Origin of the sequence: Rhizobium album (assembly GCF_003122325.1) — a bacterium.
GTDB classification, from domain to species: Bacteria; Pseudomonadota; Alphaproteobacteria; order Rhizobiales; family Rhizobiaceae; genus Metarhizobium; species Metarhizobium album.
Genome location: NZ_QFBC01000002.1, coordinates 42715 through 58941, shown reverse-complemented (window position 1 = coordinate 58941; position 16227 = coordinate 42715). Strand labels below are relative to the sequence as shown.

Here is a 16227-nt window from a genome sequence, read left to right as displayed (position 1 = left end):
GGCCCGAATTTTTCCCTGGAGTGCAAGCATGGCAGAGAAGACGATTGATGCAGCCGGTTATGCCGACTGGTGGCGTGGCGCGGTGATCTACCAGATCTATCCCCGGTCTTTCCAGGATACCGCGGGCGACGGGCTCGGCGACCTGCGCGGCATCACCCTGCGCCTGCCCTACATCGCCTCGCTCGGTGTCGACGCCGTCTGGCTGTCGCCGTTCTTCAAGTCGCCGATGGCGGACATGGGTTACGATGTCACCGACTATTGCGACGTCGATCCGATCTTCGGCACGCTCGGCGATTTCGACGAGATGATGGTCGAGGCGAAGCGGCTGGGCCTGAAGGTGATCATCGACCAGGTGATCTCGCACACATCCGACCAGCATCCCTGGTTCGTCGAGAGCCGGTCGAGCCGCGACAACGCCAAGGCCGACTGGTACGTCTGGGCCGAGCCGAAGCCGGACGGCACGGCGCCCAACAACTGGCTGTCGATCTTCGGCGGGCCGGGCTGGGAATGGGACGGTGTGCGCCGGCAATATTACATGCACAACTTCCTCATCTCGCAGCCGGACCTGAATTTTCACAATCCGGATGTGCAGGATGCCGTGCTCGCCACCGTGCGTTTCTGGCTGGAGCGCGGCGTCGACGGTTTCCGCCTCGATACCGTGAACTTCTATTTCCACGACCGGGAGCTGCGCAACAACCCGCCGCACGAGCCGGACCCGGATTCGGTCGGCCTCGACGCGCCGGAGACCAATCCCTACGGCATGCAGAACCATCTCTACGACAAGACGCAGCCGGAAAACATCGGTTTCCTGCGCAGGTTCCGGGCGCTGCTAGACGAATATGACAACCGCACCACGGTGGGCGAAGTGGGCGACGGCCCGCGTTCGCTGAAGACGGTGGCGGCCTATACCAGCGGCGGCGACAAGCTGCACATGTGCTACACCTTCGACCTGCTCGGGCCGGATTTCACCGCCACCCACATCCGCAAATGCGTCACCGCCTTCCAGAAGGCCGTCACCGACGGCTGGGTCTGCTGGGCCTTTTCCAACCACGACGTCCAGCGCCATATCAGCCGCTTCGTCGAGATCCCGGAGGAACGGCCGCGCGTGGCGAAACTCGCCATCAGCGTGCTGGCCAGCCTGCGCGGCTCGATCTGCCTCTACCAGGGCGAAGAACTGGGCCTGCCGGAAGCCGACCTCGCTTTCGAGGACCTGCGCGACCCCTACGGCATCCGCTTCTGGCCGGCCTTCAAGGGGCGCGACGGATGCCGCACGCCGATGGTCTGGGAAGGTGCCGCAAGCCAGGCGGCATTTTCCACCGCCAAGCCCTGGCTGCCGGTGCCGCCGGAACACCTGCCGCTTGCCGTCGACATGCAGGAACACGATGCCGGCTCGGTGCTCGCCCACTACCGCCAGACCCTGGCCTTCCGCAAGTCGCTCGACGTCATGCTCGACGGCGGCATGACCTTCCTCGACACCAACCAGGACGTCCTGGCCTTCACCCGCGAAAAGGACGGCGAAACCCTGCTGTTCGTCTTCAACCTGACCCGGGAGCCGGTTGTCTTCACCGGTGCCGAGCACCTGAACGTCAACGAGCTGATCGCCTGGCCGGGTTTCTCGCCGGTCTATGCGGACGGCGATATTCACCTCGATGCGCTGGATATGTTCTGCGCCCGGCTTGGGTGAGCATCCAGCGATCTCGTTCAATTGAAAGAGGCGGCCTCGTGAAGCCGCCTCTTTCGTTTTGGTTCGGTGTAAAAAGGGCGGCAGCGGCCACCGCTTCACACATCAGATATTGTCGTTCAAGATCTCGCGCAGCTTGCCGAAGATCTCGTCGATGTGGTGCTTTTCGACGATCAGCGGCGGCGACAATGCGATGATGTCGCCGGTGGTGCGGATCAGCAGGCCCTTTTCATAGGCCTTGAGGAAGGCGGTGAAGGCGCGCTTCGTCGGTTCGCCGGCGATCGGGTCGAGCTCGATGGCGCCGATCAGGCCGGTGTTGCGCAGGTCGATGACGTTCTTGCAGTCCTTCAGCGAATGCAGGCCGTCCTCCCAATAGGAGGCGATCTCGGCGGCACGGGTCAGCAGGCCTTCTTCCTTGTAGGTGTCGAGCGTGCCGAGGGCGGCGGCGCAGGCGATCGGGTTGCCGGAATAGGTGTAGCCGTGGAAGAACTCGATCATGTGCTCCGGGCCGTTCATGAAGGCATCGTGGATCTCGGAGGTGACGAAGACGGCGCCCATCGGGATGACGCCGTTGGTCAGGCCCTTGGCGGTGGTGATCATGTCCGGCTTGACGTCGTAATATTGCGCCGCAAACGGGGCGCCGAGGCGGCCGTAACCGGTGATGACTTCGTCGAAGATCAGGAGGATGCCGTGCTTGGTGCAGATCTCGCGCAGCTTCTGCAGGTAGCCCTTCGGCGGAATGAGCACGCCGGTGGAGCCGGCGACGGGCTCGACGATGACGGCGGCGACGGTCGAGGCGTCGTGCAGCGTGACGATACGCTCCAACTCGGTCGCCAGATCGCCGCCGTGCTCCGGCTGGCCGCGGGTAAAGGCGTTCTGGCCCGGCAGGTGGGTATGTGGCATATGGTCGACGCCGGTGAGCAGCGTGCCGAACATCTTTCGGTTGGAGACGATGCCGCCGACGGAGATGCCGCCGAAATTGACGCCATGGTAACCGCGCTCGCGGCCGATCAGGCGGAAGCGCGAACCGTTGCCCTTGACGCGGTGATAGGCGAGCGCGACTTTCAATGCGGTTTCGACCGATTCCGAGCCGGAATTGGTGTAGAGCACGTGGTCGAGGCCTTCTGGGGCGATGTCGACGAGCCGGTTGGCCAGTTCGAAGGCCTTGGGATGGCCGAGCTGGAAGGCCGGCGCATAATCGAGTTCGCCGGCCTGGGCGCGGATCGCCTCGGTGATTTTCGGGCGGCAGTGACCGGCGTTGACGCACCAGAGGCCGGCGGTGCCGTCGAGCACCTGGCGGCCGTCATGCGTGGTGTAGTGCATGTCCTTGGCGCCGACGAAGAGCCGCGGCTCCTTCTTGAACTGGCGGTTTGCCGTAAACGGCATCCAGAAGGCCCGCAGGTCGTTGGGTGTGGCATTCGAACGGTCGGACATGTTTCCTATACTCCCGGGCCATATGTTTGACGGGTGGCCTCTCCCGGTTCGGGGCGCTTCGCGCCGGTTTTGGTGGCGCTCAAATTACCAGCGGTCCGGCAAGCGTCAAGTTGGCAGGATTTTCATTCGGCGCTTTGAGGAGACTTAACCTTTTGGCGGTATGCAGTGGGACGCTGTGGCCGGATGAACGGCTTGAAAAGGTTTGTCATGAAGACACTCTGCCGCCCCCGTGCCTTAGAGCGTTTCCGCTTTTCTGCGAAACGCGAAAGCGCTCTGTCTTCTTGTTTCCACGCAATTCCGGACGCAAAACCGCTTCGCACTTTTGCTGGAATTGCTTGCGGTGCGGTCGCGATGCTTGTTTTGTCCGCGACGGCCCTGCTGGCCGGGGAAACGGACGATGCGCCCGTCTTTCGGGCAAAGATCGAAAAATTCTGGTCGACCCCGAACGTCAAGCTGCGCCGCGAGAAGAAGGCGCTTTGCGCCAGGGTGCCGGGCGGGGCGGCCAATGCCTGGGACGCGCTGGTGGGCATCAACGGGGTCTCCATCGAGGCGGGCAAGGCTTATGCCCTGACGTTCAAGGCCACCGCTCGCGGCGACGGCGCGGCCGAAACCGTCAGGATCGTGTTTCAGGAACCGGCAGAGCCCTGGACGATACAGTCTTCCGGCAGCATCAGCCCCGGCGGCACGATGCAACCTTTTGCGCTTCCCGTCGTTGCGGAGAAGGCAGGGCGGCTGCAGCTTGTGTTTCAGCTCGGTGGACAGGCGCAGCCCTGGGAGTTCTGCCTTTCCGGTGTGACACTTTCCGCCGCATCGGGTGCGGCTCTTCCCGAGCAGAAGGACAACCGCACGCCGATTGTGCAGGATGTCGAAAACCCGATCCGGCTCAACCAGGCGGGTTTCTTCGCCGACGGTCCGAAACGGGCGACGATCATTTCCACGTCCAAGATTCCTGTGACGTTTCGCCTGAAAGATGCGGCCGGCGCGCCGCTGGGCGAGGGCGAGACGGAGGTGCGCGGCCTCGATGGCGATTCCGGCTACGTCGTGCATATCGCCGATTTCTCCAGTTTTCCGCAGGCCGGCGAAGGCTACCGACTGGAGACGGACAAGGCCACGAGCCACCCCTTCGCCATAGGCGATGCCGCCTATCGCAAGCTCGCGGTCGATGCGCTCTCCTGGTTTTATCCGCAGCGCAGCGGCATCGCCATCGACGGCGCGATTGCCGGTGCTGCCTATGCCAGGCCTGCCGGGCATCTGGCCGAGGCGCCGAACCAGGGCGATACAGCCGTTGCCTGTCTCACCGGCGCGGTGGCACGCAAGCTCTACGGCCCGGACTGGTCCTGTGCCGGTCCGCGTGATGTGCGCGGCGGCTGGTACGATGCCGGCGACCACGGAAAATATGTCGTCAACGGCGGCATCGCCGTGGCGCAGATGATGGCGGCCTTCGAACGGGCGCAGGTCTTTTCCGCCGAAACCTCGCCGCTTCTGCGCGACGGTTATGCGCGCCTTCCCGAAAGCGGCAACGGCCAGCCCGATATCCTCGACGAAGCGCGCTGGGAACTGGAGTTCCTGCTGAAGATGGTGGTGCCGGAGGGGGATCCGCTGGCGGGCATGGCCTATCACAAGGTCCATGACGTGCAGTGGACCGGCTTGCCGATGCTGCCGCATCTCGATCCGCAGCCGCGGGCGCTACACCGCCCGTCCACCGCCGCGACGCTGAACCTCGCCGCCGTTGCCGCACAGGGCGCCCGGCTTTTCCGACACTACGACGCGGCTTTTGCCGACAGGCTGCTGGCGACGGCGCGCAAGGCCTATGATGCCGCATGGCGGCATCCGGACCTGTTCGCCCCGGTTTCCGACGGCAAGCAGGGTGGCGGCGACTACGACGACCGCACGGTTTCCGACGAATTCTATTGGGCGGCGACGGAACTCTTCATCACTACCGGCGAGCCGGCCTTCCTGAAAGCCTTGCGTGATTCGCCGCATTGGGACGGCCCGGTCTTCGACGCGGCCGGTTTCGACTGGCGGTCGGTGGCCGGTTTTGCGCGGCTGGAACTCGGCCTGTTCGGCAAATCCCTGCCGGAGGCAGACCGCCAGGCAATCCGGCAGTCCATCGTTGACGCTGCCGAGCGATTCCTCGGGCTGCAGCAGGCGCAGCCGTTCGGTTATGTGTATAAGACGAAAAGCGGGCTCTTCGCCTGGGGTTCGAATGCGGCGATGCTGCAGAATTTGCTGGTGATTGCCGCCGCCTATGACCTGACGGGAAAACGCGACTATCTGCAGTCAGCCCGCGAAGGCATGGACTACGTGCTGGGCCGCAATGCCCTTGATATTTCCTACGTTACCGGTTTCGGCAGCGCCTATCCTCGGCAGCAGCATAGCCGCTGGTATGCGCACCGGCTCGATGCGTCCCTGCCGGAGCCGCCCGCCGGTTCCCTGGCCGGCGGCGCCAACGAAACGCTTGTCGATCCCGTCGCCAAGGTCCGTCTCGCCGGCTGCCGCGGTCCGCATTGCTACATCGACGATATCGGTGCCTGGGGCGTCAACGAGATTGCCATCAACTGGAACGCCGCGCTCGTTCAATTCGCCTCGTTCCTCGCAGATGCGCGCTGAAGCGCGTCGCGATCTTTCAGATTCGCTCCTTGTTTCTGCATGTCGCGTTGCAGAACAGGCTTGGGCAAGCTCGCGATGCGAGTGTCCGGCCGTCAGGACGACCGGCCCGATAACAGGGCAGTCTTCGGCCGGTGCCTTGTCAAAACCGGCGGTCAAGCCATGCAGGTTCGGCCTCTCGTGATGAGAGGTGGAACCTGCTCTTTTCCTGAACATCATGGATATAAAAAAGCGGCTCATTTTCACGGCCGCTTGTGTCACGATTGTCCGCGCATTCTCTCCGGAACGGTTTTCAGGCTGCGGATTTGCTTTTTTCGGTCTCGCAGTAGATTTCTTCCAGGGTGTCGAGCATCTTGATGACGGCTTCCGAGGTGCTGGAATAATAGATCGTCTGCGCGTCACGTCGGGTTTTGACCAGCTTCTGTGCCCGCAGCTTGGAAAGGTGCTGCGAAAGGGCCGACTGGCTCAATCCGACCTGGTTGGCAAGCACGCCGACCGGCACTTCCCCCTTCACCAGGCTGCAGAGAATCATGAGGCGCTTCGGGTTGGCCATGGCCGAAAGTAAACCTGCCGCCACATTGGAGTGGTCCGATAAAGTCTTTGTTTTCATCTTGTTCTCTCTACGCTCCGTCCCTCAGGCGGCGAGCGCTTTGCAATGATCAAATAAACAAACGGAAATGTATCAGGACGAAACGAAGATTGTATATACCTAAATTTCACGTATTGAGTATACCATTTTAGATATATAATAAATTATGTCTTGCTGCGTCGAGAGCGATGTTTTGAACTCCAGCCGCACCCCTTTCTCGGCGGAAACGAGGTCCAGCCCGGCGCTGTCCAGGCCGGAAATGCGCCAGTCTCCACCCTTTGCACCACAGGCCTTGACCGCGAGTTCCGTCACCACGTCCGGTGCCAGGGCTTCGATGGCGGCGATGGTCGCGGCCTCCTCGGCGGCGAGGGATTCGGATGCCGCCGCATCGTGCAGCAGGTCCGATGCGGCGAGAAGATAGGCCCGGCCGAAGCCACCGTTCAGGCTTGCCGATTGCGGCACGAGACGGAAGAAACGGAAATCCGGAAAATCGATGTAGAGCTTCGCCTTCGGGTGACGGTTGAGGAAACGCTGGCGAATGCGCCGGTGTGCCGGCGTGTCGCGCTCGACGCCTTCGGCAAGGCAGAGGGTCGTCAGGCGGGGATAGGCGAGGGGATCGCCCTTGCCGGGCTCGCCGGTCAGCAGCGAGGCGCGGGCATCGGCTTCCAGCGCCTTGGTGTGGGCCGACAGCGCGGAAACGAGGATGGTCGGCGTGCCGTCGCTGTCGGTTGCCAGGAGAACGCGGCTGGCGGAGGGGAACCCGCCCTCCGGCTCGATGACCGCCAGCGCGGCATGGCGGACGGTGTGGATGAGACTGCGGGCAAGCTTGCGCGCTTCGTCATCGGTGTCGCGAATGACGGAAGGTTTGTCGGCCATGGTGTCCCTTGATTGTCCGGGCAACCGCGGCCGACCGGGGACGGTCAGGCCGTCTCCTTTCGCCGGTGGCGCGTGAGGCCCTCGATGATATCCTGGGCCGAGATCGTGCCGATAATGGTGCCGTTGTCAACTACGCCGATGTTGCCGGGCTGCCGGGTCAGCGCGTCCAGGATGTCGACCAGCGGCGTGTTGGCGCGGGCGGTGGCCGTCACGCCTGCTCCATTGGCCGGGGTGCCGACACCCTGCTGCATGACGTCGCCGGCCGTCAGCATGCTGATCGGGTTCATGTTCTGCACGAAATCGGCGACATACTGGTTGGCGGGCTTGCGGACGATGTCCTGCGGCGTGCCGCACTGGATGATCCGGCCGCCTTCCATGATGGCGATGCGGTTGCCGATGCGGAAGGCTTCGTCGAGATCGTGGCTGACGAAGAGGATGGTCTTTTTCAGGCGCCGCTGGAATTCCAGCAACTCGTCCTGCAGGCGGGTACGGATCAGCGGATCGAGGGCCGAGAACGGCTCGTCCATCAGGAGGATCGGCGCGCCGGTGGCGAAGGCGCGGGCGAGGCCGACGCGCTGCTGCATGCCGCCCGAGAGTTCGTTGACCTTGCGGTCGGCCCATTTCGACAGGTTGACGAGTTCGAGTTGTTCGGCGACCCGCTGCTTGCGTTCGGCATCGGGTACGCCTGCCAATTCCAGTCCGAAGCCGACATTGTCCGCCACGGTGCGCCAGGGCAACAGGGCGAATTGCTGGAACACCATCGAGACGGTGTGCATGCGGAATTCGCGCAAGGCCTTCGGCGAACAGGTGTAGGGGTTGATGGTGCCGGATTTCGAGGCGACGCTGACTTCGCCGCGCACCACCGGGGCAAGCCCGTTGACGGCGCGCAGCAGCGTCGACTTGCCGGAGCCGGACAGGCCCATCAGCACGAGGATCTCGCCTTCGTTGATCGTCAGCGAGGCGCCGGCGACGCCGAGCACCAGGCCGGTTTCCTGGCCGATCTCGTCGCGGGTCTTGCCGGCGTCGATCATGGCCAGCGCCGGCTGCGGCCGGTTGCCGAAAACGATGTCGATATTGCTGAAGGTAACTGCGGTCATGCGCCATCTCCCGCATCTGAGGCCCGGAACATGCGATCGAGGATGATCGCCAGGATGACGATGCAGAGGCCTGCCTCGAACCCCTTGGCGACGTTGACGGTGTTGAGGGCGCGTACCACGGGTACGCCGAGGCCGTTGGCGCCGACGAGGGCGGCGATAACCACCATCGACAGCGACAGCATGATGGTCTGCGTCAGCCCGGCCATGATCTGCGGCATGGCATAGGGCAGTTCCACCTTGCGCAGCACCTGCACCGGGGTCGCGCCAAAACTTTCGGCGGCTTCCACCAGCGACGGCGGCGTCGAGATGATGCCGAGGCGAGTGAGGCGGATCGGCGCGGGAATGGCGAAGATCACGGTGGCGATCAGGCCGGGCACCATGCCGAGGCCGAAGAGGATCAGCGCCGGGATGAGGTAGACGAAGGTCGGGATCGTCTGCATCAGGTCGAGCACCGGCCGCATGCCGGAATAGATCCAGGCGCGGCGGGCGGCGGCGATGCCGAGCGGCACGCCGACGACCATGCTGACGCCTGTCGAGGCGAGCACGAGCGCGAGCGTCTCGGTGGTTTCTTTCCAGTAGCCCTGGTTGATGATGAACAGCAGCCCGAAGGCGGTCAGCGCCGTGATGCCGACGGAGCGGCGCAGCCAGTAGGCCAGCGCCGTGATCACTGCGACGACGATCAGGGGATGCGGGCTCTGCAGCAGGAAGAGCATCGCCTTGATGCTGTTGGACAGAATGAAGGCGAGCTGATCGAAGAACCAGCCGCCAGAGGTGGTCAGCCAGTCCACGAAGATCTTGGCCCAGGGGCCGATCGGAATCCGGTAGTCGGTTAGCCAGTTCACGCGCGCCTGCCCCTGTTTTCGGAAGTCTGCGGAATCGTCACGGTCGAGGAAAAGAAGGGCGGCTCGCGCCGCCCTTTTTCATCCAAGGCTCAGAGGCCGAGCGCGCCCTTGACGGCGGCAAGGCCGTCGCCGCCGTCGCGGGTGGTCACGCCGGCAAGCCAGGGCTCGATGGCGGCACCGTTGGCTTTCAACCATTCGGTGGCGGCCGCTTCCGGCTCGGCGCCGTCGTTGAGGATCTTGCCCATGATCTCGTTTTCCATCGCCAGCGAGAACTTGAGGTTCTTGAGCAGCGTGCCGACGTTCGGGCATTCCGTGGTGTAGCCGGCGCGGACATTGGTGAAGACCGTCGCGCCGCCGTAATTGGCGCCGAAGACGTCGTCGCCGCCGGAGAGGTAGGTCAGCTTGAAGTTGGCGTTCATCGGATGCGGTTCCCAGCCGAGGAAGACCACGGCCTTGCCGTCCTTGTCGGAGCGGGCGACCTGCGCCAGCATGCCCTGCTCGGAGGATTCCACCACCTCGAAGCCCTTGAGGCCGAAGGTATCCTTGTCGACCATGTCGATGATCAGGCGGTTGCCGTCGTTGCCGGGCTCGATGCCGTAGATCTTGCCTTCGAGATCATCCTTGTGGGCGGCGATATCCTTGAAATCCTTGATGCCGAGTTCGGCGCCCTTGGCATTCGTCGCCAGCGTGTATTTTGCGCCTTCGAGGTTTTCGCGCACGGTTTCGACCGACTTGTCGTCGCGGAAAGGCGCGATGTCGGCTTCCATGGTCGGCATCCAGTTGCCGAGGAAGACGTCGATGTCCTTGTTCTTCAGCGAGGTGTAGGTGACCGGCACCGACAGGACCTTGACGTCAGGCGTGTAGCCGAGGCCCTTGAGGATGACGGAGGCCGTTGCCGTCGTCGCGGTGATGTCCGTCCAGCCGACATCGGAAAAACGCACGGTCGAGCAGCTTTCCGGATCGGCGGCGAGCGACTGGCCGGCGCTCAGGGCAAAGACGGAAACGGCGGCGGCGAAGGCAAAGCTATTGATTCTTTTCATTGCTTAACTCCCAGTGTTGTTTTTTTGGTTCCCAAGCCAATCACCAATATCTTACAATTTCAAGCGTCCCGCGTGCATTTGCGGCGGATTGGGGGATCGCTTTGCGACGTTTTGCGCAATGTTTATTTCGCAAACAGGCGCAATGATGCGGTGTGTGGAGTGCGAATGGTTTTGCCATGACGGCATGGCGAAAGGCGTGAAGGGAGAAACCCATGAAAATGCACTGTCTGATCGCGGCGATGCTCGTCGCCGCGTCCGCCCTGCCGGCGCTTGCGGACGGCGATGCCAAGGCCGGGGCAACCGTCTTCAAGAAATGCGCCGCATGCCATACGGCCACCGAACCGACGAATCGGGTCGGACCGTCGCTGCTCGGTGTCGTCGGCCGTCCCGTGGCGACGTTCGACAAGTATCGTTATAGCGAAGCGATGAAGGCCTTCGGCGCCGGCAAGGTGTGGGACGAGGCGCTGCTGACGGAATACCTGCCGAGCCCGCGGGCGCTGGTGCCGGGAACGATCATGTCGTTTGCAGGCCTGAAAAAACCGCAGGACATCGCCAACCTGATCGCCTATCTCAAGGATCCGGCGGCTGCGCAATAGCGTCGGACAACCCCGCCCGGGCAGGCGATTCGGTGATTTAAATTTTTTGAATTTTTGTTCTCCCTTGCACGTTGAGACGAGGATGCCACATTCTGCAGACGAGATGGCAGTCTTGGTGGGGAGACGACGGTTTCCGGTTGCCGAAATTGTTGTAAGCTCGGCGAGCACCCTGGCCGCGGCTGCCATGAACGTGCGAGATCAATAAGGGAGACGACCGAATGGCCACGCTTCAGTCTTTTGACAGCGAGATCGAAAAGACCCGCAGCATTGTCAACGATATGCGCGGGAAGATGGAGCGGTCCGGCGTTCTGCTGGATCAGTTCGCCAAGGCCGAAACCAAGATCGGCGATGCCAATTTCGACATCGAGAATGCCCGGATCCAGGACGTCATCAACCAGCAGAAGGTGATGGAAGGCAATATCGCCGACCTGATCATCGGCCTGGAGGATGCGACCAACGTGTTCGGTTCCGAATTCGAGAGCATGAAGAGTTATACCGGCTACGAAAAATTCATCGGCATCTTCTCCAAGCAGAAGATGCAGCGCATGCGCACCGATCGCGTCCGCAACATGTCGCTTGCCGGCAACCTGCAGGAACTGCTGTCCAAGTCGGATACGATCGTCGGCATCCTCAAGGAGCAGCGCATCATCCTCGACCAGCGTTACAAAAGCTCGGAAACCAGCCTGGTGCAGGTGATCGAGCGCCGCAAGTCGACCGTCGCCAATCTGGAGGCGGTGCAGAAGCGCATCAACGAACTCAATCCGCTGCTGATGGATCTTGAGAACCGCATCGCCGCCTCGACGGAGCAGAGCGCGCGCGCCCAGCTGGAAGGCGAACGCTCGGCGCTCGCCACCGAATACAACCAGATGCAGGCGAAGGAGCAGGAACTCCTGGCCGAAAGCCAGACGCTGGAACGCTACACCTCGATGTTCCAGACCTTCGTCGATTCGCTCAACAACCAGATCGCCGCGCAGAACACGCTGATCAACAAGCTGACCATCGATACCGAACAGCGCATCGTGCTCTACAAGGCGCTGGAGGATTCGTTGAAGACGGCCGCCCAGCAGGACGTCGCCCACAAGATCAACACGCTCGGCAGCCAGGTGGATACCGCTGCGGAAGAAACCATGGCCGGCATCGGCTCGGCGGCACAGCGCCATATCGGCGACCTGCTAGAAATGCATGAGAAGAACATGGTGGCGACGCAGGACATCCAGCGCCGCAAGAAGCTGGCCGACGATGCCTTCGCCCGCCGTTTCCAGGCGGTCATGGACAAGCACAACTCCGCCAACTACGTGAAATCGTAACGGCTCGGATCGATGTGCATGATTGCAGGGACGAATACCGCCCCGGACCTTTTTCCGTTTACGGGACAAGGTGCCGGTTCCTTTTTGCGCGCAGTCTTTGCCATGTGCCTGCCGGGCCATGGCGTCATTCCGGAGGCCGGGCGATGATCAACCCGGCCGGCGGGCCTGTCGCCCAGTATTTCTCGACCATCACGGCGGCCCTGGCCGGATTGGAAATCTACCTGACCGATCCGGCACGCATGGCGCAGAGCGGCGACTTTCCGCCGTCGCTGCTGCTGCCCTATCTTGCTCGGCTGACGGCATCGTTGCGTTGCTGGGAAAATCGCATCGGCTTTACCGAGCAGTTCCGCATCTCCCGTGCCGAAAGCGGCTTTCCGGTGTTCCAGAACGTGCTGGAACTCGAAAACGATCGCAACACCGCCGAAAAACGCCTGACGCAGATCCCCGAGGCGGATGTGCTGCGCTCGGAGATGGCGGATTTCATCCTGCGGCACCGCGCCTTTCCGGAGGCGCTGCAGAGCCGCATGGCGGAGCGCCTTTACCTGGAGCAGGTCTCTAAGGGTGAGATCTTCTCGCCGACCATCCTACCGGAAACGGTTTATGTCGGCGTCAATCCCAAGAACCGCCGACCCTATTACGCCGTCAATTGGGGTATTTTCGACGGGTCGCAGACGCTGCCGATCGTCTATATCGCGCTGGTGGAGGATTCGTCCGAAAACCTCGTCAACATGCTCGTCTCCGCTGACGGCAAGCTTGATCCGGCCGTGGAAATACCCCTGCCGGTCGGCGGCCTGCTCAATCCGCAGCTTGCCGCGCAGTTCGACGATTTCGTCGGCAAGAGCAGCGGTTATGCGCTGACGCCGGCGACGATCGCCACCAATCTCGACCGGGATTTCCCGACGCTGCATCCCAAGCAGTTGCGGCGCTTCGTGCTCGGTCCCTTCTATTCTGCCGGCATTACCGAGAACAACGAGCGGATCAACGGCATCCTCTCCAAGGTGCGCAAGCCGGAAAATGCCTGGATGCTGACCTGGACGCAGCAGGACGTGTTTTCCAAGGCCGAGCGGCCGGGAACCAAGGGGTTCTTCTCCTCGACGCCGCCCACCCAGGAATTCTTCATCGATACCAACAATCTGGAAGCGGCGCGCATGGGCGTCAGCGGCTACGAAAAACACGCGCTGGTGCCACACGATGCCTATCAGGCGCTCTACGCCGCCGGCGAGGCAGCCGGCATTTTCGGGGATTACAAGGTGCATGTGATCTCCAGCAACCAGGTGATCAGCGAGGTCTAGGACATGAGCTTGAATGCCGGACTGACGACATTGCGCGAGGAAGACATCGCCAGGCATCTGGCGGTCGCGCAGGGGCTCGTCACCCGTTTTGCGCTGATCGAGCAGGGCGGCGAACCCAGCGGTACGGCCTTGGCCGGAACCGGCCGTCGTTTCGTCTCCACCGTTTCGACCGGTGGCATGCGCCGTACCCGCGAGGTGGAATTGTTGAAGACCGTGCAATCGGTGCCGCCGGGGGACCCGCTTCTGTCTCCGGCCGGCCATACATTGCTCTACCGCGCCCGCCGCGGCGTGCAGGTGGCGCTCGCCGTCGGCGATGTTTTTGCGCGGCAGACGAGCCTGGAGCAGCTGCAGGCCCGCAACCTTGCCGCGCCGCTCACCGGGCCTGATGCGGAGCAGTTCAAGAGCCTGCTGTCGGCCTCGGCCTATGTCGCGGCCTTTACGCTGGCCGCCTATCTCAGTTCGACGCTTGCCAGCGAAAGCGAGCCGGCGGACGAGACGAAGGAACCCGACTACCTGTTCGACACGCCGCAGGACGCCCTGAAGAGCATGATCGCCGGCCTCGACCGGGCGATATCAGGTGCTGCCGACGACCTGGCGCTGACGGCGCGGGCTCGCGCTTTCGCCCGCGAGGCGATCGAGGGTCTGATCGGCCGCAAGTCGCGGTTTGCCGGCCTGGCTGCCTTCGAGAGCGTACATATCCGGTTGGATCAGGACGATTTCAATCTCGACGGTTTCGACGTGGCGCCCGGCGTCAAGCGCAAGCCGTTGGTGATGACCTTCAAGAAGCCGAACGAGATCATCGGCAACCACATCGCCAAATACCAGGCGATGAAGCTCGCCAAGATGCTGATGGCCTATGATTTCGACCGGCAGATGAATCCCTTCGTCGAGCTCGGCGGCTTCCTCTTCACTTTCATCGGCGACGGCATGCCAGGGACGGGCAAGACCATCCTCATCCAGATGCTGGCCGGCCTGCTCGACGACTATTGCAGGATCGCCGGTTACGCCTTCCATTACGAAAATTTCGGCGTCGACCAGATTTCCTCCTACCAGGGCAAGTCCGGCCAGAACTGCAAGGAATTCGTCAACAACGTCATCAATCCGCGGGCGATCGGCTTCGGCACCGTCGACGACGTCGACCAGGTGGCGGCGAAACGTTCCGACGACCGGGCCTCGGCCGGCCAGCACGAGGTGACGGCGGTGCTGATGGAAAGTTTCGCCGGCGCCTCGACGGTGGTGCGCGGCAACTGCACCTTCGGCATGTTCTCCAACTATCCGGAAAACGTCGACGATGCGCTGCGCCAGCGCGCCGGCGCCCGCTGGCTGGTCGACGGGCCGCAGACGCGCGACGACTACATCGACATCTTTGCCATGCTGGTCGGCAAGAACCATGCGATCCCGCTCGGCGAGCACCAGCTGTTTGCCGGCCAGGAGATCAAGCGGGCGGTTTCGACCTCCTACGAGCAGCACGGCCGGCCGAAGGAGGAGGGGCTGGTCGCCGTCTGGGAGCGGTTCGAGAAGGAGCGCGGCAAGCTTTCGACGCTCGAAGATGTCGGCACCTATCTCTACATGATCAAGGAACGCGAGCCGCGCTTCACCGGCCGCGCCATCAAGAACATCACCGACGCCATCAAGATGCGGGCGATGGATGTGGACCTGCCGGACGAATGGTTCGTGACGCCGGAAGCCTTCATGCACAAGGGCTACGACGAGAAGAAACAGATGATCGAGGCGCTGCGCGGCCCGATCACCCTCGACATGGTGCTGCAGGAGATCAACCGGTACGCCGATTCCGAATTCCGCTACACCGACAAATCCGACGATGCGGCCGTCTCCGACATCATCCGCCGCGAACGCCAGCGCGAAAAGGCCATCCGCGAGATCGAGGCGATGAAGGCGGACGGGCGGTGGCAGAGCACTTGATTATACGAAGATCGTCGTATAAATTATGGCAATAGGATTTGGAGAGGCAAGAAGGCGATTGCTGGCCGCTTTGGCGGCCGGGACCTTCCAGCACGAGGCGAGGCGGGGTATCGACGTCAAGAAGCTGCTGCAGACGGGTGCCGTTACCGCGCAGGAGGTTGTGCAAGTCGTCAGCCGTTGCAACGGCAGCCACTATGTTGCCTCGCCGCATCATGCGGTTAAGCAGATCGAAGTTCATGTCCTCAAGCGGGATGGCTGGTATATCAAGTTTTACTTTGTCGATCCCGACACCATCTTCATCAGCGTTCACCGGTAGGGCGAAGACGAATATGAAGCTTTACAGGTCTGGCGAAAAAAGCAGGGCTATCTGTCATGTGTGCAAGACGTTGACCGATACGACGTTCCGCTATTGCGATGTTCCTTTCAGCGATGGGTCCGGCATGGTCAGCAATGTGCTTGCAGGGGTCTGCGATCAATGTGGCACCGTGGTTGCTTTGCCGGCGCAATCGACTCCGGCGGTGAAGGCTGCCCGCGAAACGGCGATGAAGCCGATAGAGGTCAACCTGCCGGCACCATTCATCGAAATTCTCGATCTGGCCGCGTTCCGGATCGATCCGATGGCGACCACGGAGTTTCGAAAGAAACTGCTGGCCTACTACATCCATCGTTCGGCAGAAGACCCGAAATCCATTGCCGCGCTTGCCGGTTTCATCGACAGTGAGGAATTGTCCGTTGGCAGCGATGTGCCGCGCCGCAGATTGTCGCTGAAAGTCACGCCCCGTCTTTTCAAGGAGATCGAAGTGATCACGGCGACGGCCAAGCGCAACAGGACCGACGTTATCAAGGGCATCGTCGCACAGATACATCATGATATCGTGGAGCCCGAAGTGCCGCGTAACCTCGATGAATTGCAGCGGCTCGCCGCTGTTGCAGCAGGGTGAGC

At 62.4% G+C, this 16227-nt stretch carries 14 protein-coding genes; 8 read left to right on the top strand and 6 right to left on the bottom strand.

What is annotated here, in order from left to right:
* Positions 1-28: 28 nt before the first annotated feature.
* On the top strand, positions 29-1684 hold the full coding sequence (gene bglA / locus DEM27_RS04415; protein WP_109456999.1) for a beta-galactosidase BglA: 1656 nt from the start codon (positions 29-31) through the stop codon (positions 1682-1684).
* Positions 1685-1786: 102 nt separating this feature from the next.
* On the opposite strand, the gene aptA is transcribed toward bglA, so the two are convergent.
* The gene (gene aptA, locus DEM27_RS04410; RefSeq protein ID WP_109456998.1) at positions 1787-3115 is read right to left on the bottom strand and encodes an omega-aminotransferase AptA; all 1329 of its coding nucleotides are present in this window, start codon (positions 3113-3115) and stop codon (positions 1787-1789) included.
* Between the two features lie 351 nt (positions 3116-3466).
* On the opposite strand from aptA, the gene DEM27_RS04405 reads away from it, so the two are divergent.
* Positions 3467-5725 carry a glycoside hydrolase family 9 protein gene (locus DEM27_RS04405; protein ID WP_109456997.1) on the top strand — a complete coding sequence of 753 codons (2259 nt, stop codon included), beginning with the start codon at positions 3467-3469 and terminating at the stop codon, positions 5723-5725.
* 289 nt (positions 5726-6014) lie between these two features.
* Here DEM27_RS04405 and DEM27_RS04400 read toward each other — a convergent pair whose 3' ends face one another.
* From DEM27_RS04400 to DEM27_RS04380, 5 genes are all read right to left on the bottom strand, one after another.
* Positions 6015-6332: an ArsR/SmtB family transcription factor gene (locus DEM27_RS04400; protein WP_109456996.1), complete on the bottom strand. Its 318-nt coding sequence runs from the start codon at positions 6330-6332 to the stop codon at positions 6015-6017.
* Positions 6333-6431: 99 nt separating this feature from the next.
* Positions 6432-7187 carry a HugZ family pyridoxamine 5'-phosphate oxidase gene (locus DEM27_RS04395; RefSeq protein WP_109456995.1) on the bottom strand — a complete coding sequence of 252 codons (756 nt, stop codon included), beginning with the start codon at positions 7185-7187 and terminating at the stop codon, positions 6432-6434.
* Between the two features lie 44 nt (positions 7188-7231).
* A complete protein-coding gene (gene choV, locus DEM27_RS04390) occupies positions 7232-8284 on the bottom strand; it encodes a choline ABC transporter ATP-binding protein (RefSeq protein ID WP_109456994.1) in 1053 nt (350 codons plus the stop codon).
* Positions 8281-9126: a choline ABC transporter permease subunit gene (gene choW, locus DEM27_RS04385; RefSeq protein WP_109456993.1), complete on the bottom strand. Its 846-nt coding sequence runs from the start codon at positions 9124-9126 to the stop codon at positions 8281-8283. Before choW ends, choV begins: the two co-directional genes overlap by 4 nt.
* Positions 9127-9215: 89 nt before the next feature.
* Positions 9216-10166, bottom strand: coding sequence for a choline ABC transporter substrate-binding protein (locus DEM27_RS04380; RefSeq protein ID WP_109456992.1), 951 nt, complete (start codon positions 10164-10166; stop codon positions 9216-9218).
* Between the two features lie 212 nt (positions 10167-10378).
* Here DEM27_RS04380 and DEM27_RS04375 point away from each other — a divergent pair, with 212 nt between their 5' ends.
* The 6 genes from DEM27_RS04375 (at position 10379) to DEM27_RS04350 (ending at position 16225) form a co-directional block, all read left to right on the top strand.
* Positions 10379-10762: a c-type cytochrome gene (locus tag DEM27_RS04375; RefSeq protein ID WP_109456991.1), complete on the top strand. Its 384-nt coding sequence runs from the start codon at positions 10379-10381 to the stop codon at positions 10760-10762.
* A gap of 218 nt (positions 10763-10980) precedes the next feature.
* Complete coding sequence (locus DEM27_RS04370) at positions 10981-12069, top strand: hypothetical protein (RefSeq protein ID WP_109456990.1); 1089 nt, start codon at positions 10981-10983, stop codon at positions 12067-12069.
* 143 nt (positions 12070-12212) lie between these two features.
* Positions 12213-13361 (top strand): hypothetical protein, encoded by a 1149-nt coding sequence (locus DEM27_RS04365; protein ID WP_165823347.1) that lies wholly within the window; start codon positions 12213-12215, stop codon positions 13359-13361.
* A 3-nt stretch (positions 13362-13364) separates the two neighbouring features.
* Complete coding sequence (locus DEM27_RS04360) at positions 13365-15284, top strand: AAA family ATPase (protein WP_109456989.1); 1920 nt, start codon at positions 13365-13367, stop codon at positions 15282-15284.
* 58 nt (positions 15285-15342) lie between these two features.
* Entirely contained in the window at positions 15343-15600 is a 258-nt protein-coding gene (locus DEM27_RS04355; protein WP_205908864.1) for a hypothetical protein, read from the top strand.
* Positions 15560-16225, top strand: a complete 666-nt coding sequence (locus DEM27_RS04350) for a hypothetical protein (RefSeq protein WP_128755432.1) — start codon at positions 15560-15562, stop codon at positions 16223-16225. The genes DEM27_RS04355 and DEM27_RS04350 overlap by 41 nt, the downstream gene beginning before the upstream one ends.
* Positions 16226-16227: the final 2 nt, after the last annotated feature.